A 19,754-nucleotide genomic window follows, 5' to 3' on the forward strand; every position below is an offset into this window, starting at 1 on the left:
CCCTTGAATATGAGACATCTCATATTCAAGGGAAAAAAGGAGATATGTTCCTCCCATATCTCACTCTTTTCATTAATTTGCACCGTAGTAATAATATAAGCCCTGTTCACGTTCACGATCATTCAGAACAACACCTAACAACTTACCTTTAGCTGATTCTAGTAAACCTTTTGCTTTTACTGCTGTTTCTTTCTCTGTCGATTCACTACGAACGACAAGAATAGAAGCATCACATACATTTGCCATAATTTGCGCATCAGTAACAGCTAAAATCGGTGGTAAATCGAAAATAACTAAATCGTACGTACTGTATGCTTGTGCCAGAAGCTCCTGCATTGATTTTGAGCCTAACAATTCTGCTGGATTTGGTGGAATCGGACCACAAGCTAAAAAGTGCAGATTATCAACTGATGTCGTTTGTACACATTTTTCTAAACGCTCACTATGTGTTAATACGTTCGTTAGCCCAAAAATATTATCTACTTGAAACATTTGATGCATCGCTGGTTTACGCATATCCGCATCGATTAATAATACTTTCTTTCCTTGTTGGGCAAACACGACTGCCATATTCGCTGTCGTCGTTGTTTTCCCTTCACTTGGGTTCGCAGACGTTACCATTAATGAGTGTAAATTCGTATCAACAGCTGCAAATTCAACATTTGTTCGAATATTACGATACTGTTCTGAAATTGGTGATTTCGGTTGTTGATGAGCAATTAATTGACGACGTTGACGATGATTCTTTTTCTTTTTAAATAAATTAAGAGCCAATTGTTTGTCCCCTCACTTTTCTTGATGATGGAGCGTGTGATTTCACGTTCATTGTTTCTTCATCCATACGAGCTACAATACCTAACACTGGTAAACCAAGTAAGTTTTCTACATCTTCTTCTTTTTTTACTGTGTTATCTAAGTATTCTAGTAAGAATGCAAGACCAACTGCAGCCATTAAGCCAACAACAAAGGCAATTGCCACATTTAACATTGGACGTGGTTTAATCGGAGATTGATTTTCTGCAACTTCTGCTTTAGATAGTACTGTTACGTTATCCACGTTCATAATTTTTGCAACTTCACCTTTAAATACATCTGCAGTTGCATTTGCAATATCACGAGCTAATTTTGGATCTTTGTCCTCAGCTGTTACAGAAATGACTTGTGAATCTTTTTCATTCGCAACATTAATCTTTCCCGTTAACGCTTGCGCTGTCATATTTAAATTTAATTTTTCGTTTACTTGTTCTAAGATTACTGGGCTTTTAATAATAACCTTATATGTATTCGTTAATTGAATATTTGTTTGAATCTCACCAGCTTGGAACATTGCACCTTCTTGCTTCTTCTGATTAACAAGAATTTGCGTCGAAGATTGATAGATTGGTGTCATAAAGAAGAAGCTAATGATAGCACTTACAATAGCTGCACCAAAGGCGATTACGAGGATCATTGCTAAACGTTTTTTTAAAATATGAAATAACTCTTTCAAACTAATTGTTTCTTCCATAAGTTCCTCCAACTTTCTAAATTTTACACATAACAAAAATTATAACATATAATCTTACATTTTTTTATTTTAGTAATATCTATGTACGATTGTTATTTAAAAACATATATAATCTTACAAAATAATCTTAAATATGACAACACATTCCATCAATTTGGCAAAAATTCTATTATATCATATTTGTTATATAATACGATAAAAAATTTTATAACAATTCAAAAAAGCTAGCAAAAAAATTACTAGCTTTAAAAAATACTATTTTATACATTATTTTCTAATAATATCCATACTGTTCTTGTTCTTCTCTTTTATCGTTTAATATAACACCAAGTAGTTTTCCAGATGCTTTATCTAATATTTGTTTTGCTTTTATTAGTTTATCTTTTTCTGTTTTTTCACTGCGTGCTACTAATATAACTCCATCACATTTATTAGCGAGTATTTGTGCATCTGTAACGGCCAATACAGGTGGTGTATCAATCAAAACGATATCAAACATGTTATATGCCTCTAGAAGTAATTCGTCCATTTTACGATACCCAAGTAGCTCTGCTGGGTTTGGTGGGATTGGACCCGCTGACATAACATATACGTTCTCTATGTCTGTTTTTTGAATACATTGCACAAATGATGCTTGTCCTGATAATAAATTCGTTAATCCATTTGGATTGTGTGCAGCGAATAAATTTTGCAATGTTGGCTTACGTAAGTCAGCTCCAATTAACAATACTTTTTTACCTTGTTGTCCAAAAACAACTGCTAGATTAGAAATGGTCGTTGTTTTCCCATCACCTGGATCTGCTGAAGTGACAATGATAGAACGAATATGGTTATCTACAGATGTAAATTCAATATTTGTACGGATATTACGGTACTGTTCCGTAATGCGTGATTTAGGCTCTTTATGTGTAATTAATTGTCTTAATGGCTTTCTTTTCTTTCTTCCGAACATGTTATGGTCTCCTTTTTTCAGAATACGACATTTTCCCCTTTTTCTCTTTTATGCTCGATATGCTACGCCAATTTTCCATTTACTTCTACCGTTAAATTTCTCCATTACTTTCCTCTACTCTTCATCATAACGAATCAGAATAATCTTTGTCCTATCCCACACCTTCTATAATGTGACAACGATATCTCTATTTTTATCGCGCTATCATTTATCTTAATTTCAAGATATTTATAGCGCCATTATATACAAATTTCCATTCATTTACAATAAAAATTCTGATTAATCTGCATTTTAATATTTCGAACAAAAAATATATGAATTAAAAAAATTCTTCTGCATGTTGCAGAAGAATTTTTTTAATTCACATCTATTCTTTTTTATCACCAATCGCAAATGTAATTTCAGCTTCACATGCAACTTCACCATCTACTGTTGCGATTGCTTTTCCTTTTCCGATTGGACCACGTACACGCGTCATTTCTACTTCTAGACGAAGTTGATCACCTGGACGTACTTGTTTTTTGAAACGACAATTGTCGATACCTGCGAAGAAAGCAAGTCTTCCGCGGTTTTCTTCTTTCTTTAATACAGCAACTGCTCCAACTTGTGCTAATGCTTCTACAATAAGTACACCGGGCATAACTGCGTAGTCAGGAAAGTGCCCGTTAAAGAATTCTTCGTTTGCGGATACATTTTTAATTCCAACCGCTCTTTTTCCTTCATCTACTTCTAATATTTTATCAACAAGTAAAAATGGATAGCGGTGAGGAATGATTTCTTTAATTTGTTCTATATTTAGCATATAACAATCGCCCCTTTTGTAATATTGGTCTTACCACTTGGACATATTGTTTATTATCCCATTTTGTTTATTGTTTGTCATTATAAAGTGAAACTTTAATATCTTTTCAGCCCTATATATAAAAAAATGCACACACTCTATTCCCTTAAAATAGCTGCATATACTTGCAACTGACACGGAGGTAGAAAAGAGTGTATGCCCAGATTAGGGAAAGGCAATATGTATTAACACATGATTTGCCTTAATGTCGTATTCGACTCATTATATTATAAACGTTTTCAAATAAGGAAATATTAAATTTAACCATATATATGAATATTTTACCTATATTCTTCGTTTTTCTTTATTTTTCTTCTATTTTCTCAAAAAATCGAAATAAAAAAATAAAAATACAAAAAAGAACTAAGGTTTACACCTTAGTTCCTCTCATTTTATCGTAAAGCACGCTTTGGTAATCTATCGATATTCTCTAACATAATGCCTGTACCAACCGCAACGCAGTGCATTGGGTTTTCAGCAATTAATACTGGTACTTTTAGTTCTTCTGCTAGAAGCATGTCGATACCGTGTAGTAAAGCTCCACCGCCTGTTAGAATCACACCGCGGTCGATGATGTCCGCTGATAATTCTGGTGGTGTGCGCTCTAGTACGCCTTTTGCAGCTTGTACAATAACAGCCGCATTTTCTTTTAATGCTTCTGTAATTTCTTCAGAGCATACTGTAATTGTACGTGGTAAACCTGTTACCATGTCACGTCCGCGAATTTCAAGTTCTTCGCTACGTGCACCTGGGAATACTGTACCCACTTTAATTTTAATATCTTCTGAAGTACGTTCTCCAATTAATAGCTTATACTTACGTTTAATGTAGTTTAAGATCTCCATATCAAACTTATCGCCAGCCATTTTGATAGAGGAAGAGGTAACAATATCACCCATAGATAGTACAGCGATATCTGTTGTACCTCCACCAATATCAACAACCATGTTACCGCTTGGTTGGAAGATTTCCATACCAGCACCAACTGCGGCTACTTTTGGTTCTTCTTCTAAAAATACTGTTTTACCACCTGAACGTTCAGCAGCCTCACGAATTGCTTTTTGTTCTACTGATGTGATATTTGTTGGACAACAAATTAAAATGCGAGGTTTTGAAAAGAAGCTCTTTACGTCCAATTTGTTAATGAAATACTTTAACATCGCTTCTGTAATTTCGAAATCTGCGATTACACCATCTTTTAGTGGACGAATGGCTACAATATTACCAGGCGTACGTCCCACCATACTTCTTGCTTCTTCACCTACTGCTAATACTTTACCTGTGTTACGATCAATAGCAACAACAGATGGCTCATTTAATACAATACCCTTACCTTTAACATGGATTAATACGTTAGCCGTACCTAGGTCAATTCCGATATCTCGCGCAAACATTCCCGTTTTTTCCTCCTCGATATTCAAAATCAGGTTACACCCGAATTCTTTTACACCTAATTTCTGATTTTATCATAAATTTAACAGAAACGTAATATTCGCAAAAAGAATTCTTCTGAAAAATATTACCGAATTGAAACGGAATGTTTGCGATCGCATATTTATTGACGTACCGGCTTTTCTACATCTTCTTTTCTATACTTTTGTTTTGTTGCTTCTCCGCCTCTTAAATGACGAATAGACTTATGATAATCAAGAATTTCTTTCACTTCATTTGCGAGCTCTGGATTAATTTCTGGTAGACGTTCCGTTAAATCTTTATGGACTGTACTCTTTGATACCCCAAATTCCTTTGCAATGACACGCACTGTCTTTCTTGTCTCCACGATATACTTACCAATCTTGATAGTTCTCTCTTTGATGTAATCGTGCACACCACTCGCCTCCCTAAATTGGATGTGAGAAGGGTGAAATGAGCCTCGCTGCATACGACTAAGAAGTAAGTGTGAGTGCTGTTTGTAAGCGTTAAACATTCTTGGATTTATAATGAAATGATTCACGATTTCTCACCTCAAACACTCTCTTTGCTTTGGTTTATACCATTGTATTGCCCGCACTACTGATATATGCTACATGTTCACTATTTTTGCGGACTAAGTTAAGAAAAATTACATTTTTTTGTGAGAAATACGTTAACAGTGACTATTTTGGCGAAAAAAAATGACACCTTATATATAAGGCGTCATTCTTCTCGTTCTAACTCTTCTTCTAACAATTGATGGTGGGGAACCTCTTTCTTACCGGCAATGTAATAATATAAAGTAAATAAAACAAACAATAAAATAATAGCAGTCGACAGAACAAACAAAAATGACACAGTATCCCCTCCTTTTTGTAATATATATTCGAGAATCTCGTCATTTTTCCTTGTTATTGCAACTTTTTTCTCGAAATTGAGTATTTTTATATGGAAATAAAAAAATCAGCTCTCCTAGTGAGAACTGATTTTTTCACTTTCTTATTCTTGTGAAGAAGAACTGTTAGATGATTCTGTAGAACCATTTGTTGATTTTTCTTCTTTCTTCGGTTCTTCTTTTTTGTCACTAGTTGAACCACTAGTTGATTTCTCTTCTTTTTGAGACTTGTCTTCTGTTTTACTTTCTGGTTTCGTGCTCGTCGACTTTTCTTCTTTTTGAGATTTGTCATCAGCTTTTTTACCAGAAGCGTTCGTTGCCTTTGCAGCACCTGCATCAGCTTTAATTTCTGCTACTGACTTATTTAAGTAGCGCTCAGGGTTCACAGCCACATTGTCTTTACGTACTTCAAAGTGAACGTGAGAACCTGCTTCTTTATTCATTGCACTTAGACCGGATTTTCCTAATACTTCACCTTGTACAACTCGTGCACCTTTTTCTACTTTTACACTGCCTAAGCTTTGATAAGAAGCTGCTACACCATTTCCACTATCAACTGTTACAACATAACCAAGAAGTGAATCTTTTTCAGCTTTCGTTACTGTGCCACTTAAAGCAGCTGTAACATTGAATTCTTTTCCATTCTTCGCAGCAATGTCAATTCCTTTGTTCGGGGAATATGTGTTGTTATAAAAGACAAGTGCTTTTTCTTGTTCCGCCTCAGTTGCTGCATCTTCATAGAACTTCTTCTGTACAACTACTTCCGCATTAGCAGGAGCTGGCATTTTCACTACTTCTGAAGACTTCGTTACTGGTACTGCTGGATCTTCCGTTTGTGTATACGGCGTTGCTTGATCTTGGTTCGGAGTCTTCTTCGTATTAGCTCCTTGGAACCATAGCGCAACCATTAAAATTACCGCTGCACAAGCAATGTATAGTGCCGGAAATACCCATCTTTTTTGAAATAAATGTACTACCTTTTGCGACTTTTTATTATTTCTTCCTCGCATTCCATCATCACCTCAGCAATCATTTTGAACAATATTCACGCATCCTATACAACGTATAACTAATTACTTTTCGACAAAATCTGTAAAAATATGTATAGGAATTGTAAAATTTCCGAGGAAATGATTGAAAAAAGAAAAAACTGAGCGTTTTGGCTCAGTTTTTAGTCCATTTGTTTCTTTTTGTAAACCACCATACAAAGAATAATGGAAAGGACACACCAAATTATAATATTTATTAAATCACCACTAACAGTTGAAAAACCTTTTCCAGCCAGCATCTTTGGCATTGCATCTGCAAGATGTTTCGTTGGAATAAAATTGATTGCCTTTTTCAAAAAATCACTTTTAATAAATTCTCCTAACATCGGAGCTAGAAGAAAAATAATTAGAACTGGCATACCTATTACCGATGTTGATGCCATTGTTTTAGATATTAATCCAATTGCCGTACCTAGCATAAGGAAGAAAAGTATACTAACAAGTAAAAATAGAACGATTAAAACCATATTTCCCTTTACCACACCTAAAATAGCAAAGTTACTAATACAAATTACAAATGTAATAAGAGCCGTTAATGCACTTTTCCCTAGTAATACTTCTAACGATGATGCTGGTGATAACATCATCACACGTAGCGTATGCTTTTCTTTTTCTTCCGCAATTAAAGACGCTTGAACAAAACTTCCTACCATCGTTAAAGCCATTAAAGTTAACATACTAGCTATTTGATCTTTCGGCCCATCCATCTGTTGATAAACAAAGGAAAATATAATTGGCATTGCTGCCATTAAGAGCATAGATGAATTTGCTTTAATATCTTGTACCTCTTTGCGAAAAATAGCTGAAAATCTTCTCATTGAAAATGTCATTATAATCCCCTCCCAGTAACTTCAATAAAGATATCGCCTAGCGTTGGTTCGTGTGAATGAATGGATAGTAATTCGCCCTTTTTCATCCATTCTGAAATGCGTTTTGCACCTAATTCATCTTTTTGCACCACTTCTTTTTGCTTATCTTTTAATACGACTTGGATTTGGTCTTTTGCATATTGTAAGCGTAGGTTTTCTGGTGTATCAAGTGCTACAATTTCTCCACCGCATAGAAAGGCGATGCGATTACAGAGCGTCTCTGCTTCTTCCATATTGTGCGTCGTTAAGAAAATTGTCGTTCCTTCTTTATTTAAGTCTTTTAAGATTTTATGAATGTTTTGTACGTTAACTGGATCGAGTGCAGATGTTGGTTCGTCTAAGAAGAGGATATCTGGTTTATGAAGGATTGCTCTAGCTAATGTAACGCGCTGCTTCATTCCCTTTGATAGTTTCTTCACTAATGTTTTTTTATCATCTAATAGATTCACTTGCGCTAGTACTTCTTCGATTCGTTCTTTTTTGCAATCGTATAAGTCACAAAATAATAGTAAGTTATCATAAATGCTAAGTCTTTCATATAAGCCACTATTATCTGTTAAAATACCAATTCGTTTGTAATCGATGCTGCTTGGGTCTGTAATATCTTTTCCTAATACTCTTACCGTTCCAACACTATGAAGTAATTGAGAAGTTAAAATTTTTACCGTTGTCGTTTTACCAGATCCACTCGGTCCAAGGAATCCAAAAATTTCTCCTTGCTTCACCTCAATATTTACATTTCGAAGTGCCGTTTTTTCATTGAAACTTTTCATTACATCTTTCATTTCAATTGCTAATGTCATCTCGTCATCCCCTTTGTTTTTTCTTTTATAGATGAAAGTCGCTTTAGCGCTTTTCGTTTATTTGTTTCGCTTTTCTTGACTCAATCATATGAAAAACAAAGAGGTTACGCAGTAAAATACCGGTAAAAGGAGTATTTTTACCGGTGAATGAATCATATTTTGAGCTTATTGGAGCACTTTTTATAGCCCAATCACGCTTTTTAATTCATCCATTCGTCCTTTTGAAAGCGGGATTGAACTTTTTCTTTCATCGTCTAAAATTAAGCTGAAACTGTTACGAGTCCAAGTAATCACTTCTCGCACCCTTTGTAAATTCACAAGGTAAGAGCGATGACATCTAAAGAAACCAAAACCTGTTAATCTCGCTTCTAGTTCACTTAATGTTAATGCGCATACGAAATCACCTTCACGAACGTGAATATGTGTTACTCCGTTTTGCGTTTCAATGAAATGGATTTCCATTGGATCTAATAAAATGATTTTATCGTTTACTTTCGCTGGTATTCTTTCTAACTTCATTTGCGGAATCATTTGAACGACTTTTTCTTCATCGACTTCTTCTGCTTCCTCTTGTTCAATTTCTACTTTTTTCACACCATCATTGTTTAATATGTATACATCTTCTGTTAACGAAAGGGCGTCCGATAGGAAAGATGATGTAATAAAAATCGCCTTTCCTTGCTCTTTCATTTTCATAATTGCTTTTCGAATCATAATCGTACTCTCTGTATCTACATTTTGCTCTGGTTCTTCCAAAATGACTAAATCCGGATTATGAATCATCACTCGCCCAATATGAAGACGACGTTTCTCTGAAAATGATAGTTTTTCTATTTTAACGTTTAATTTATCTAAGAGGCCGACATATTGTACAACTTCTTCTATGCTCATATTCGATTCATACAGCCCTATTAAAAAATTAAAGTATTCCTTCACCTTCAAACGATCATATGCTTCATCTTTCAAAAAACAAAAGCCGATGCGAGAATAATTTCTCTTTCCAATCGCTTCACCTTCAAATAGCACATTGCCAGTTGAAGCTTCTTCCTCACCAATAATAATGCGGTGTAACACTTTAGCTGTATGGTTATTACATTGCAAAACAACACATTGCCCCTTCTCAACCTCTAGCTCAATTACCGGTAACTGGTTCGTCTTCCCTAACTGTTTCAACCCCAATAACACCATTTCGTCTCCCCCGAATGCTTTTTATCATATTATACCAAACAATTAATGGAAATTTTTGATATTTTATGAAGTGTCATAAAAAAGAAGGACCGCCCCAACATACCTCTTAGGACGGTCCCTTTTACTCTACTTCTTCACCATCAACTTACCTTCATAATCGTTCATCGTCTTTATTTCAACACCTTTATAGTAATGAGCGACGATATCTGTATATTTCTTGCCTTCTGCTGCCATGCCGTTCGCTCCGTATTGGCTCATACCAACGCCGTGGCCGAAGCCTTTCGTCGTAACGATGATTTTATCCCCTTGTTGTTTCCACGTGAAGTCGGAAGAACGTAAGTCTAACTTTTCACGAACTTCCTTTCCTGTTAATGTTTTCCCTTGAAATGCTACATCCTTTACGCGCTTTCCTTCCGTAAGATCTTTAATATTTCCAACTTTTCCGTCTGCTAGCACTTTCACGCCGAGACGTTTTTGAAAGTCAGCTACGGTAAAGGTTTGCTCGCTCGTAAATTTCGGAGAGGCTTGATCCCACGGGCTATCTACACTCTTTAAGTACGGATAATCATTTCCCCAATAATCAGCCGCATTTTCTGTCCGGCCATTACTCGTTGAGAAGAATGATGCTGAGATTGGCTTTCCGTCATACGTTAAAACTTGTCCTGCGGTTTTCGAAACAGCTTCTTCGATTTTCTTCAAATTATTTTCATAGTTATTGCCCCATTGTTTTTTCAATTCTTCTTTGCTTTTGTACACTTGATCCTTCACCGTATCTGTCACGTCCGCATTGTTTTTCTTACCTCCGCTTAGCATACGCTGGACTACAAATGTTCTCGCTGCTAATGCCTGCGCCTTTAGCGCCTCTATTTCAAAACTGGCATTCATCTCAGAAGCTACTACACCGGTCACATACTCCTCCATAGGCAATGATTCTACCTTCTTTTGTTTCTCACGATATACAGCAACTTGAACCGCTGTATCCACTTTCCCTGGAGCTGGTATACTTTCTATCGCTGGAGGAGTTTTAGAAGCTGCTTTTTCCTCTACTTTTGCTTTCGCAAACGGAATCACAAGAGCAGCAGGTACAATGATAACGAGCGCTATGAGAAGCGCTACTGTAATAAAAAGTGGCTTTGAAAATTTCATCTTATTTCCCCCAATATAAAGTGAAACTTTAATCAGTGGGGGTTTCCTTCATCCCCCACTGATTATTAGTTGAACCAATCGGGCTTTTATGGGCAGTTGATCCCCCACCTAACTTCTTTGCTTTTGCTGAATTTTGAGGTGTGGGTCTTACTGCCCATTAAAGCGGGATAAAAAAGCTTTACTCCATTCATTCTTATGGAACAACTCTTTCTTTTAGAACATACTTAAGGGGATCAATTTAAAACAAAAATTTTCTAAATATTTTTACTGGTACGTGCATAAGTATAGAATTTCTTGACTATAACAGTAATAAGCCCAAAAAAATAGCCCCTATGTCAAAAGACATAGAGACTATTTCAATTAAGCGTGAAGATCAGAAACTTCTTGTTCTTTCACTTCTTCTACTTTTTCATTTACACGTTCAATAGTTGCACCTAATGCAGCTAATTTCTTATGGAAGTTTACATAGCCACGGTCAAGATGTTTTAACTCAGTTACACGAGTGTAACCTTCTGATACTAAACCAGCTAAGATTAATGCAGCTGCAGCACGTAAATCAGTTGCTGCTACTTCAGCACCTTGTAAGCTGTTTGGACCGTTCATAATAACAGAACGACCTTCGATTTTAATATCAGCATTCATACGACGGAATTCTTCAACGTGCATAAAGCGGTTTTCGAATACCGTTTCTGTAATCATACTTGTTCCATCAGCTTGTAGTAATAATGCCATCATTTGTGATTGCATGTCTGTTGGGAAACCTGGGTGAGGCATAGTTTTAATATCAACCGCTTTTAACTTATCTGGGCCGATAACACGTACACCTTCATTTTCCTCAATAATTTTAACACCCATTTCTTCCATTTTCGCTGTAATTGAGCGTAAATGTTCAGGCACAGCATTTTCAATTAAGATGTCTCCACCAGTAATTGCCGCTGCAACCATGAATGTTCCCGCTTCAATACGGTCAGGAATAATAGAGTGGTTTGCACCATATAATTTATCAACGCCTTCGATACGAATCGTTCCAGTTCCAGCTCCGCGTACTTTCGCTCCCATCGCATTTAAGAAGTTAGCTAAGTCAACGATTTCTGGTTCTTTCGCTGCGTTTTCAAGGATTGTTGTCCCTTTTGCTAATGTAGCTGCAGACATAATGTTTTCTGTCGCGCCCACGCTTGGGAAGTCTAAATAAATTTTAGCTCCTTTTAGTTCTCCCTCAACGTATGCCTCAACAAAACCGTTACCAACCTGTACTTTTGCTCCCATTGCTTCGAAGCCTTTTAAATGTTGGTCAATTGGACGTGAACCAATTGCACATCCACCAGGAAGTGCAATACGAGCACGACCGTTACGTGCTAATAAAGGTCCCATTACTTGAACAGATGCACGCATTTTACGTACATATTCAAATGGTGCTTCAATGTTTAGCTCTTTAGAAGCATCGATTGTTACTTGGTTATTTTCAAATACGACTTCAGCATTTAAATGACGTAATACCTCATTAATTGTGTATACATCAGACAAAACTGGTACTTCAGATAGTACATTCTTTCCATCACTCGCTAATAGGGCTGCAGCGATTATAGGTAATACAGCATTTTTTGCGCCCTCAACACGCACTGTGCCGTTTAACCGCTTTCCGCCACGGACGATGATCTTTTCCAAATTATTCCCCTCCGTGTCCTTTTTTCAGTATCTATTCACTCAATACTCAGAAGTTATGATCGGTGTGCCAACCACAATTGTATCTTTGTTGTCTGTAGAACGTATTGCTATTTGCACATTTATTTTCTCTCTATTTGTTGAAAGAGCGTCATCCCACTTTTTATTGTATGCGGAGACTGACACAAATGCTCTTTCTTCTATCTGTTCGATCGCTCTTGCTGAAAGATCTTTCAAAAACTGATTGGTTTTATTTTGCAAAACACCTTCAATCTTATCATTCAGTACGCCTTGAACACAAGTGTAAATTATAGGTTTTTCACTAAAAATTTTATTTGTTTTCTGAATGTACTTCGGGTCCCATTTTGCCCCGCTTACTTCAAAAATAATGAAAGTGTTTTCTTTAGTATTTTCCTTACTCCAAGTTACTACTACTCGTTCTTCATAAGAAGAATACTTTTTATAGGATGTAGCTTTATATCCATCTGGAGATTTCTCTAATTCCCACTTTTGAATATTCGCCTTATCCTTCACATCGTTTAACAACTTTTGAAACGTATGTATATTAGAAATCGTTTTTGTTTCTCGCGCTAGCCATGACCATTTCTCTACTTTAGCATCATTTTTCTCTACAGCTGCGATCATGCTCTCCATCTTCTGTTCATCGCTGATTGGTTTCATCTCTCTATACCCAACCAAAAATAAAACAACACTTAATGCAACAATAAGAATGACTTTAAGCTTCAATTTCATCCCCTCCTATCCCCATTGTTAACGGAGATATGAGGTTCTATACACTTACTTTACTAAATACGTTAAACTCTTTGAATAGCCTAAATAATCAAGGAAAAAGTTACTTACAGATGTCCCAATTGCAATTGTAATTAAGATGAGTAATACTCTCGTCTGCATCACCTTTCCAGGCTTCATTAAACGCTCAATGTGAATACCTTGTAAGGCCCACCACGTAATGGTAATAAACAATAAATGCGAAACAATGGCAATCAGTGCTTGTTGCCCTAAAAGATGTGCCAAAAAACCGACCCCTTTTTACCCAGCTACTACTTACGAAATCTTATAAAAACGATACCATAATAAGCAGGAGCCACACTTTTTCAAATACAAATAAGCATCTTACATTTTACATCGTAATTTTCTCTTTAAAAGCGTATACTTATATGCATTTTTAATCGTAGTTCACACAAAATAAAAAGCGCAGAGTAACGACTCCACACCTTTTATTTTCACTATTGTACCACGTTCCCTAAGAAGAAGAAATCTTTCATTAATGGAAAATATTCATAAAAGAAATTGTACCCAATCATCGGCATAATCCCTAGTATTACAATTGAAATTGCGCAAAGGCTCATCACAACCTTTATATTGAGTGGCAAACGAATTTTCTCTTCTACTTCTCCCGTACGGAAAAACATTTGCTGTAAAATACGGAAATAATATACGAATGAAATGACTGTCGTCCCCATCATAATAGAAGCTAGTACGTAATGGGCTGGCTCTACATGAAGGGCCCCTAAAAAGATATTAATTTTCCCAATGAACCCAGCTGTTCCTGGTATCCCTGCTAGCGATAAAATAAAAATTGTCATCACAATCGCTGTAAATGGTGACCTTTTATATAATCCAGTGAAAATGGTCATATTTTCTTTATCGCTTTGTAAGATTAAGCCGTGGATAATTGCAAACGCGCCTATATTCATAAGCATGTACGCAAGCATGTAAAACCACATGCTATCCATCGTAAATGGTGATAATGCTACAAGGGGTACGAGTAAATATCCTGCATGCGCGATTCCTGAATAAGCAAATAGGCGTTTTACGTTATATTGCTTTAATGCGACTACATTTCCAATAATCATCGTAATACTAGCTAGCACAGCGATGTATATGCTCATACGTCCGTATAAAGATTGCATGTCTCCTTGCACCGATACACTTGCAAAAACCATGAGGAACAGACGAATAATGAGTAAGAACCCAGCAATTTTAGAAATCGTTCCAAGAAAAGCAGTAACAGGTGTAGCCGCTCCCTCATACACATCAGGCGCCCACATATGAAACGGCACTGTCGCAATTTTGAATGAAAGCCCAACGAGTAATAGTAGAAATGCAAGAGCTAACAATAACTGAATACCATCAGCAAGCTCCCCTGCGAATACTTTTTGCATATCCACGATATTAGTGGACCCTGTGATACCGTATAAATAACTCATTCCAAAGAGCGTAATTGCCGTTCCAATCCCTCCGTTAATGACATATTTCATTGCTGCCTCATTTGATGTACGGTTCTTTTTTCGTATTCCTACTAAAATGTAGGAAGAAAGTGAAAGCAATTCTAAACCGACGAAAAGTGTAATAAAATCAACGCTAGAAGCCATAAACATCGCCCCAAGAAGCGCCATTAAAAATAAGTAATAATATTCTCCCTTATCTTCAATTGGATTTTTCTTATCATCGCTCATTGCGATGCATAAAATGAGGGCCGCCCCGCCTAACAACAACGTTTTAAATCCTTTTGAAAATCCATCTAACACAAATGATCCATTTAAAATATCTCCCGCTGGTTCGCTATATAGCGTAATTAGTGACACGATTGCTAATACGACCGCCGCGATTGCACCAAGTGCTACGTATCTATGGTTCAGCTTAAAAAACAAATCACATATGGAAAGAAGGATGGCAGCCCCGAGAATAATGAATTCTGGCACCATGAGATGCCACGATAAGCTAAGTAACGTATCCATATCCATCCTACTTCACCCCCAATGTTTTCAACGTATTTTGAAGCGGATCCCCTAGTATTTCTGGCATTACGCCAATTGCAATAATGCAGAAGATAAGTAGCAATATAGGAACATACTCCCAACCGTGTATATCAGCTTTCGCTTCCCACTCTTTCTTACCAAATGTTACTTGCAGTGTTGCTCTTAATACGTATACAGCGGTTAAAATGATACCAAGTACTCCGGCCGCTGCAACGACTGGCTCTCCTTGGAATAAACCGAGAAAGGCAAGAAATTCGCTAACAAATCCGGACATCCCTGGCAATCCAAGCGATGCCATTCCTCCCGCTAAGAAGAAGCCGCTAAGTACCGGTACACTTTTTGCAAGTCCGCCAAGCGCTTTAATATCCGACGTTCCAAAGCGCTGTTCTATAACACCTAGTAAGAAAAAGAGTAAGGCCGCAATTAAACCGTGCGAAACAACTTGGAATAAAGCGCCTTGTGTACCTGGTGCATTTAACGCCCCAAGGCCCATTAATACAATACCCATATGTGAAATACTAGAGTAAGCAAGCACCTTCCGGAAGTCCGTTTGAATGAGCGCTAAGAAGGCTCCGTACAATAAATTGATGACCCCTAAAATCGCAATGAGCGTTGCAAACTCGCGAAAGTATTCCGGGAATAACCCCTGTCCGAAGCGGATTATACCGTATGCTCCAATCTTCAGTAAAACACCTGCATGAAGCATAACTACAGCCGGATGTGCTTCAATATGTACATTGACCATCCAGCGATGTAACGGGAAAACGGGTAGCTTAATTGCAAAAGCAATCATTATACTAAGAAACAAACCGAACTGTAAGCTATTTGGGACCGCCATTCCTCCACCAGCACCTACACTCGTTAATATTTCTTTAAGCTCTGTAATATTGGTTGTACCTGTTTTCGCAAATAAAACCGAGAAAACGATAAGCAAAATAGCGGAGCCAATACCGTTATATATTAAATAACTATAAGCAGCCTTTTCACTCGACAATTTCCCCCACTTCCCAATTAATAAAAACATCGGTGGCAATGTAATTTCAAAGAAGACAAAGAACAACATTAAATTTTGAGCAGCGAAGACACCGAGCATCCCTATTTCTAACATGAGTAACAGCATATAAAATGCTTTCAAGTTTCTTTTAATAGTAAATGCTGCAATTGCTGCAAGCATCGCTAGAAGGGCCGTCAGTACCATCATAATGAGCGATAAACCATCAATACCAAGCTCGTAATAAATGGAAAACCACCTTTTATCCACCGCTGCAAAATCCCCAAATGTAATCCATTTCACTTTTTCATCAAATAGAGACAAACTCTTTCCAGAAGCATATGTACAAGCGAGGACGATAGCGATTCCAAATGGAAGCACCGTTCCAAATAAACCGAGCGCTCGCACTGTACGCGATTCTTTTTTCGGTGTTAATGTAAGTAAGAGAATTCCTAAAAGCGGGGAAAAAATGAAGAACGTTAATAACAAATCATTCATCGTAAATCCCCTCCCGTATAGAGCAAAATAATGAAGAGTACTGCAAGTGAAACAGCTGTTACAGTCCCGTACACTTGTACATTTCCATTTTGGAGTCTAGAGCCAATTGCACTTATCCCTTTCACTAAGCTCCCTATTAAAACGGCAATTCCTTCGACTACATACACTTCAAATAGGCGAAGCACATGAGCGATTCCTTTCGTAATAGGAAGCACCGTCATATTGTATAGTTCATCCACATAATATTTTTCTTTCAAAAGTTTATAAAGAGGCGAGTCCTCGCCACCAGCCCAATCTCTAGAAATAGATTTCTTGCCATATATGACATATGCAAGAGCAATCCCAGTCAAAGAAACGAGCGTCGCAACAATCATAATCCAAACTGGTCCGTGCGCCTCTCGCACTTTAAACGCTACATCTTTCGTAAGCCAATCCCCGAGAAACGTTCCAAACCATGGTGTATTTATATAGCCTGCCACAACTGCAAGAACGCCAAGGACAATCATCGGATATGTCATGATGCGGGGCGATTCATGCACATCTTCCTTCGTCTTCGCTTCCCCCGTAAAGACAAGAAAGTATAGGCGGAACATGTAGAACGCTGTTAGGAATGCTGCAATTATTGCTAAGACGAATAAAACATAATTGCCGTTCATCCAAGCTGCCACTAAAATTTCATCTTTACTAAAGAAACCAGAAAGGAGTGGTACACCACTAATTGCAAGAGTACCGATTAAAAATAAGGCACCCGTTACTTTCATCTTCTTCTGTAACCCACCCATTTTATTAATGTTTTGCGTATGCACTGCATGAATGACACTTCCTGCTGCCAAAAATAGTAATGCTTTAAAAAAAGCGTGTGTCGTTAAATGGAACACACCAGCTACATAACCGGCAGATCCTAGTGCAAGCATCATATACCCGAGCTGGCTAACTGTAGAATAAGCGAGCACTCTCTTTATATCCGTTTGTACAAGACCGATGGAAGCTGCAAAGATTGCAGTGAAGGCGCCAACAAGTGCTACCGTCTGCATCGCCACCGCACTTGCTGAAAATAGCGGAAACATCGTTGCCACTAAATATACGCCAGCTGCGACCATTGTCGCCGCATGAATAAGTGCCGAAACAGGCGTCGGCCCTTCCATTGCATCCGGTAACCACGTATGAAGCGGGAACTGACCTGATTTACCCATCGCCCCGATAAAAATTAAAATCGCCGTTATTGTAATCATTGTAGGAGTAAGATCACCCGTATGAATCGCTCTAAATATTGCGTCATATTCAAAACTACCTGCATGCCAGAAAATTAAGATCATCCCAATAAATAAACCGACATCTCCAATACGTGTCATAATAAAAGCTTTTTTTGCGGCAGCCTTCGCTTCTTCTTTAAAGAAATAAAAACCGATGAGTAAGAACGAACCAAGGCCGACTAACTCCCAAAATATATAAAGCTGTAATAAATTCGGTGATATAACAAGCCCGAGCATCGCAAATGTAAAGAGTCCTAAATAGGCATAAAAGGTTGGTAATCTTTCCTCACCTTTCATATAACCTTTCGAATACACGTGTACAAGTAAACTCACAAGGGTAACGATAAACAGCATTAAAGCCCCTAATGCTGTCACTTCAAAGCCAAATGATATATCAATATCTCCAGCTCTAAGCCATACCCACTTATGTTTCACTGGTACTGTCGAAAACCGTTCTATTAATACAAGTACCGCAAATATAAAGGAGAGAAAGACGAAGAAAATACTAAGTACACTGCTTCCTTCTCTAATTTTCTTCCCGAATATAATTAATAACAAAAACGAAACAAGCGGGAAAAGCGGTATGAGCCATGCATAATCGATCATTGTTTCCTTCCCCCTTTTCGGTCACAATGTTATCCTTTGAGCGTATCCATTTCATCTACATGAACTGTCGTACGATTACGATACAAAGCAATTAAAATGGCGAGTCCTACCGCCGCCTCCGCTGCTGCTACGGCTATCGTAAACAGAGAGAAAATTTGCCCTGTTAAATTTGGGAACAAACCTAATTTACTAAACGCTACTAAATTTAAATTGGCTGCATTAAGCATTAATTCAATACAAACTAATACAATCACTGTATTTCGCTTCGTTAAAGCGCCAAATAAACCGATGCAAAATAAAATAATCGCAAGCGTTAAATATGCAGAAGCAGGAACGCTACTCATTGGAATCCTCCTCTTTCTCATCCTTCTTCGCAAGAATAATTGCGCCAACAAGTGCTACAAGTAAAATAACTGAGGTTAGCTCAAATGGAATAATATATTTTGAATAGAGAAGTGTACCGATTTGAAGTGTGTTTTTTTCATGGAGAGGTAAACTTCCTTGTGTACTTTCATTTGCAAAATCAATATTGTTAACAGCGAAATACATAACTGCCCCAAATGCTACAACCGCAAAGAAGATAATCCATTTTCGAAGCGTAAGACGTGATTCATTTTCTGCGTTATGTTTCGTTAACATAATGCCAAAAATCATAATAATTGTGATCGCACCCGAGTAAAGTAAAATTTGTGCAACCCCGATAAATTCAGCTGATAAAAGAAAGTACAAACCTGCAATACTGAGAAATGTCAGAACGAGAGCTAGCATCATATGCATGACTTTCGTCAAATTCAACATAAGAACGCCGCCGATAATTGCAGACAAGGATAGTATAAAGAATGCTATAAACTCGCCATTCATGCCTTATTCTCCTTCCTGACGTTTTCGTCGTTTTCGTCAAGCCACTGCAAATTTTTAAATAAGTCATCACGTGAATATTCCGCGAGTTCAAAATTATTTGTCATGACAATTGCCTCTGTCGGACAAACTTCTGTACATAAATCACAAAGAATACAAATTTCAAAATTAATATCGTACGTGTCGATAATTTTTCCTTTTTTCGTAGGATCCGGATGTTTTTTCCCCGTTAACTGAATACAGTCTGTCGGACAAATATTGGAGCACTGGTTACAAACAATACACTTTTCTGGATAAAACTTTTGAATCCCTCGAAAACGATCTGGCAATGGCAACGGTTGATTCGGATAATCATAAGTCACCTTCTTCTTACTCAAATTGCTTAGTGTATATTTTAATCCTTTAAATAGCCCTTTCATCTCTTACTGGCACCCCCTTCA

21 protein-coding genes are annotated in these 19,754 nt (G+C 37.2%); all 21 read right to left on the reverse strand.

Going from position 1 to position 19,754, the window contains the following annotated elements; translation table 11 throughout:
* Positions 1 to 72 precede the first annotated feature (72 nt).
* The 21 genes from EKQ63_RS27855 to nuoI all read right to left on the reverse strand — a co-directional run bounded on the left by EKQ63_RS27855 (position 73) and on the right by nuoI (position 19,733).
* Positions 73 to 774: a CpsD/CapB family tyrosine-protein kinase gene (locus tag EKQ63_RS27855; RefSeq protein ID WP_061184196.1), complete on the reverse strand. Its 702-nt coding sequence runs from the start codon at positions 772 to 774 to the stop codon at positions 73 to 75.
* Positions 764 to 1,507 carry a YveK family protein gene (locus EKQ63_RS27860; protein ID WP_143881703.1) on the reverse strand — a complete coding sequence of 248 codons (744 nt, stop codon included), beginning with the start codon at positions 1,505 to 1,507 and terminating at the stop codon, positions 764 to 766. Before EKQ63_RS27860 ends, EKQ63_RS27855 begins: the two co-directional genes overlap by 11 nt.
* A gap of 274 nt (positions 1,508 to 1,781) precedes the next feature.
* Complete coding sequence (locus tag EKQ63_RS27865; RefSeq protein ID WP_000467939.1) at positions 1,782 to 2,459, reverse strand: CpsD/CapB family tyrosine-protein kinase; 678 nt, start codon at positions 2,457 to 2,459, stop codon at positions 1,782 to 1,784.
* Positions 2,460 to 2,826: 367 nt separating this feature from the next.
* Positions 2,827 to 3,261: a 3-hydroxyacyl-ACP dehydratase FabZ gene (gene fabZ / locus EKQ63_RS27870; RefSeq protein WP_000931959.1), complete on the reverse strand. Its 435-nt coding sequence runs from the start codon at positions 3,259 to 3,261 to the stop codon at positions 2,827 to 2,829.
* 431 nt (positions 3,262 to 3,692) lie between these two features.
* The gene (locus tag EKQ63_RS27875) at positions 3,693 to 4,694 is read right to left on the reverse strand and encodes a rod shape-determining protein (RefSeq protein WP_000457987.1); all 1,002 of its coding nucleotides are present in this window, start codon (positions 4,692 to 4,694) and stop codon (positions 3,693 to 3,695) included.
* Between the two features lie 161 nt (positions 4,695 to 4,855).
* Positions 4,856 to 5,128: a sporulation transcriptional regulator SpoIIID gene (gene spoIIID / locus EKQ63_RS27880; RefSeq protein WP_000544012.1), complete on the reverse strand. Its 273-nt coding sequence runs from the start codon at positions 5,126 to 5,128 to the stop codon at positions 4,856 to 4,858.
* Between the two features lie 308 nt (positions 5,129 to 5,436).
* Positions 5,437 to 5,571 (reverse strand): hypothetical protein, encoded by a 135-nt coding sequence (locus EKQ63_RS27885; RefSeq protein ID WP_000008903.1) that lies wholly within the window; start codon positions 5,569 to 5,571, stop codon positions 5,437 to 5,439.
* 141 nt (positions 5,572 to 5,712) lie between these two features.
* Positions 5,713 to 6,618: a stage II sporulation protein SpoIIQ gene (locus EKQ63_RS27890; protein WP_016718987.1), complete on the reverse strand. Its 906-nt coding sequence runs from the start codon at positions 6,616 to 6,618 to the stop codon at positions 5,713 to 5,715.
* Between the two features lie 161 nt (positions 6,619 to 6,779).
* Positions 6,780 to 7,487 carry an ABC transporter permease gene (locus tag EKQ63_RS27895; RefSeq protein ID WP_088325847.1) on the reverse strand — a complete coding sequence of 236 codons (708 nt, stop codon included), beginning with the start codon at positions 7,485 to 7,487 and terminating at the stop codon, positions 6,780 to 6,782.
* Positions 7,487 to 8,329, reverse strand: a complete 843-nt coding sequence (locus EKQ63_RS27900; RefSeq protein ID WP_070807218.1) for an ABC transporter ATP-binding protein — start codon at positions 8,327 to 8,329, stop codon at positions 7,487 to 7,489. The genes EKQ63_RS27895 and EKQ63_RS27900 overlap by 1 nt, the downstream gene beginning before the upstream one ends.
* 180 nt (positions 8,330 to 8,509) lie before the next feature.
* The gene (locus EKQ63_RS27905; protein WP_070807219.1) at positions 8,510 to 9,517 is read right to left on the reverse strand and encodes a LytTR family transcriptional regulator DNA-binding domain-containing protein; all 1,008 of its coding nucleotides are present in this window, start codon (positions 9,515 to 9,517) and stop codon (positions 8,510 to 8,512) included.
* 126 nt (positions 9,518 to 9,643) lie between these two features.
* Positions 9,644 to 10,663 carry a stage II sporulation protein D gene (gene spoIID / locus EKQ63_RS27910; RefSeq protein WP_000672636.1) on the reverse strand — a complete coding sequence of 340 codons (1,020 nt, stop codon included), beginning with the start codon at positions 10,661 to 10,663 and terminating at the stop codon, positions 9,644 to 9,646.
* A 360-nt stretch (positions 10,664 to 11,023) separates the two neighbouring features.
* Positions 11,024 to 12,328 carry a UDP-N-acetylglucosamine 1-carboxyvinyltransferase gene (gene murA, locus EKQ63_RS27915; RefSeq protein WP_000411263.1) on the reverse strand — a complete coding sequence of 435 codons (1,305 nt, stop codon included), beginning with the start codon at positions 12,326 to 12,328 and terminating at the stop codon, positions 11,024 to 11,026.
* Positions 12,329 to 12,367: 39 nt separating this feature from the next.
* Positions 12,368 to 13,072: a YwmB family TATA-box binding protein gene (locus EKQ63_RS27920; protein ID WP_411469467.1), complete on the reverse strand. Its 705-nt coding sequence runs from the start codon at positions 13,070 to 13,072 to the stop codon at positions 12,368 to 12,370.
* Between the two features lie 51 nt (positions 13,073 to 13,123).
* On the reverse strand, positions 13,124 to 13,360 hold the full coding sequence (locus EKQ63_RS27925) for a DUF1146 family protein (RefSeq protein WP_000940742.1): 237 nt from the start codon (positions 13,358 to 13,360) through the stop codon (positions 13,124 to 13,126).
* Positions 13,361 to 13,572: 212 nt separating this feature from the next.
* Entirely contained in the window at positions 13,573 to 15,087 is a 1,515-nt protein-coding gene (gene nuoN, locus EKQ63_RS27930) for an NADH-quinone oxidoreductase subunit NuoN (RefSeq protein ID WP_411469475.1), read from the reverse strand.
* 7 nt (positions 15,088 to 15,094) lie between these two features.
* Positions 15,095 to 16,597: an NADH-quinone oxidoreductase subunit M gene (locus EKQ63_RS27935; protein WP_143881706.1), complete on the reverse strand. Its 1,503-nt coding sequence runs from the start codon at positions 16,595 to 16,597 to the stop codon at positions 15,095 to 15,097.
* Complete coding sequence (gene nuoL, locus EKQ63_RS27940) at positions 16,594 to 18,456, reverse strand: NADH-quinone oxidoreductase subunit L (RefSeq protein WP_143881707.1); 1,863 nt, start codon at positions 18,454 to 18,456, stop codon at positions 16,594 to 16,596. Before nuoL ends, EKQ63_RS27935 begins: the two co-directional genes overlap by 4 nt.
* 29 nt (positions 18,457 to 18,485) lie before the next feature.
* The gene (nuoK, locus tag EKQ63_RS27945) at positions 18,486 to 18,800 is read right to left on the reverse strand and encodes an NADH-quinone oxidoreductase subunit NuoK (protein ID WP_143881708.1); all 315 of its coding nucleotides are present in this window, start codon (positions 18,798 to 18,800) and stop codon (positions 18,486 to 18,488) included.
* Positions 18,793 to 19,317, reverse strand: a complete 525-nt coding sequence (locus tag EKQ63_RS27950) for an NADH-quinone oxidoreductase subunit J (RefSeq protein ID WP_001012803.1) — start codon at positions 19,315 to 19,317, stop codon at positions 18,793 to 18,795. The genes nuoK and EKQ63_RS27950 overlap by 8 nt, the downstream gene beginning before the upstream one ends.
* A complete protein-coding gene (gene nuoI, locus EKQ63_RS27955) occupies positions 19,314 to 19,733 on the reverse strand; it encodes an NADH-quinone oxidoreductase subunit NuoI (protein WP_000677191.1) in 420 nt (139 codons plus the stop codon). Before nuoI ends, EKQ63_RS27950 begins: the two co-directional genes overlap by 4 nt.
* Positions 19,734 to 19,754 lie beyond the last annotated feature (21 nt).

The sequence above is a fragment of the Bacillus sp. BD59S genome (assembly GCF_007363175.1).
Classification (GTDB): domain Bacteria; phylum Bacillota; class Bacilli; order Bacillales; family Bacillaceae_G; genus Bacillus_A; species Bacillus_A pacificus.

Coding starts and splice junctions, on each gene's coding strand:
- spoIID (WP_000672636.1), bottom strand. CDS start 10,663: ATGAAATTTTCAAAGCCACTTTTTATTACAGTAGCGCTTCTCATAGCG.
- EKQ63_RS27900 (WP_070807218.1), bottom strand. CDS start 8,329: ATGACATTAGCAATTGAAATGAAAGATGTAATGAAAAGTTTCAATGAA.
- EKQ63_RS27865 (WP_000467939.1), bottom strand. CDS start 2,459: ATGTTCGGAAGAAAGAAAAGAAAGCCATTAAGACAATTAATTACACAT.
- nuoN (WP_411469475.1), bottom strand. CDS start 15,087: ATGGATACGTTACTTAGCTTATCGTGGCATCTCATGGTGCCAGAATTC.
- EKQ63_RS27875 (WP_000457987.1), bottom strand. CDS start 4,694: ATGTTTGCGCGAGATATCGGAATTGACCTAGGTACGGCTAACGTATTA.
- EKQ63_RS27895 (WP_088325847.1), bottom strand. CDS start 7,487: ATGACATTTTCAATGAGAAGATTTTCAGCTATTTTTCGCAAAGAGGTA.
- EKQ63_RS27935 (WP_143881706.1), bottom strand. CDS start 16,597: ATGAATGATTTGTTATTAACGTTCTTCATTTTTTCCCCGCTTTTAGGA.
- fabZ (WP_000931959.1), bottom strand. CDS start 3,261: ATGCTAAATATAGAACAAATTAAAGAAATCATTCCTCACCGCTATCCA.
- EKQ63_RS27905 (WP_070807219.1), bottom strand. CDS start 9,517: ATGGTGTTATTGGGGTTGAAACAGTTAGGGAAGACGAACCAGTTACCG.
- nuoI (WP_000677191.1), bottom strand. CDS start 19,733: ATGAAAGGGCTATTTAAAGGATTAAAATATACACTAAGCAATTTGAGT.
- EKQ63_RS27860 (WP_143881703.1), bottom strand. CDS start 1,507: ATGGAAGAAACAATTAGTTTGAAAGAGTTATTTCATATTTTAAAAAAA.
- EKQ63_RS27950 (WP_001012803.1), bottom strand. CDS start 19,317: ATGAATGGCGAGTTTATAGCATTCTTTATACTATCCTTGTCTGCAATT.
- nuoL (WP_143881707.1), bottom strand. CDS start 18,456: ATGATCGATTATGCATGGCTCATACCGCTTTTCCCGCTTGTTTCGTTT.
- EKQ63_RS27890 (WP_016718987.1), bottom strand. CDS start 6,618: ATGCGAGGAAGAAATAATAAAAAGTCGCAAAAGGTAGTACATTTATTT.
- nuoK (WP_143881708.1), bottom strand. CDS start 18,800: ATGAGTAGCGTTCCTGCTTCTGCATATTTAACGCTTGCGATTATTTTA.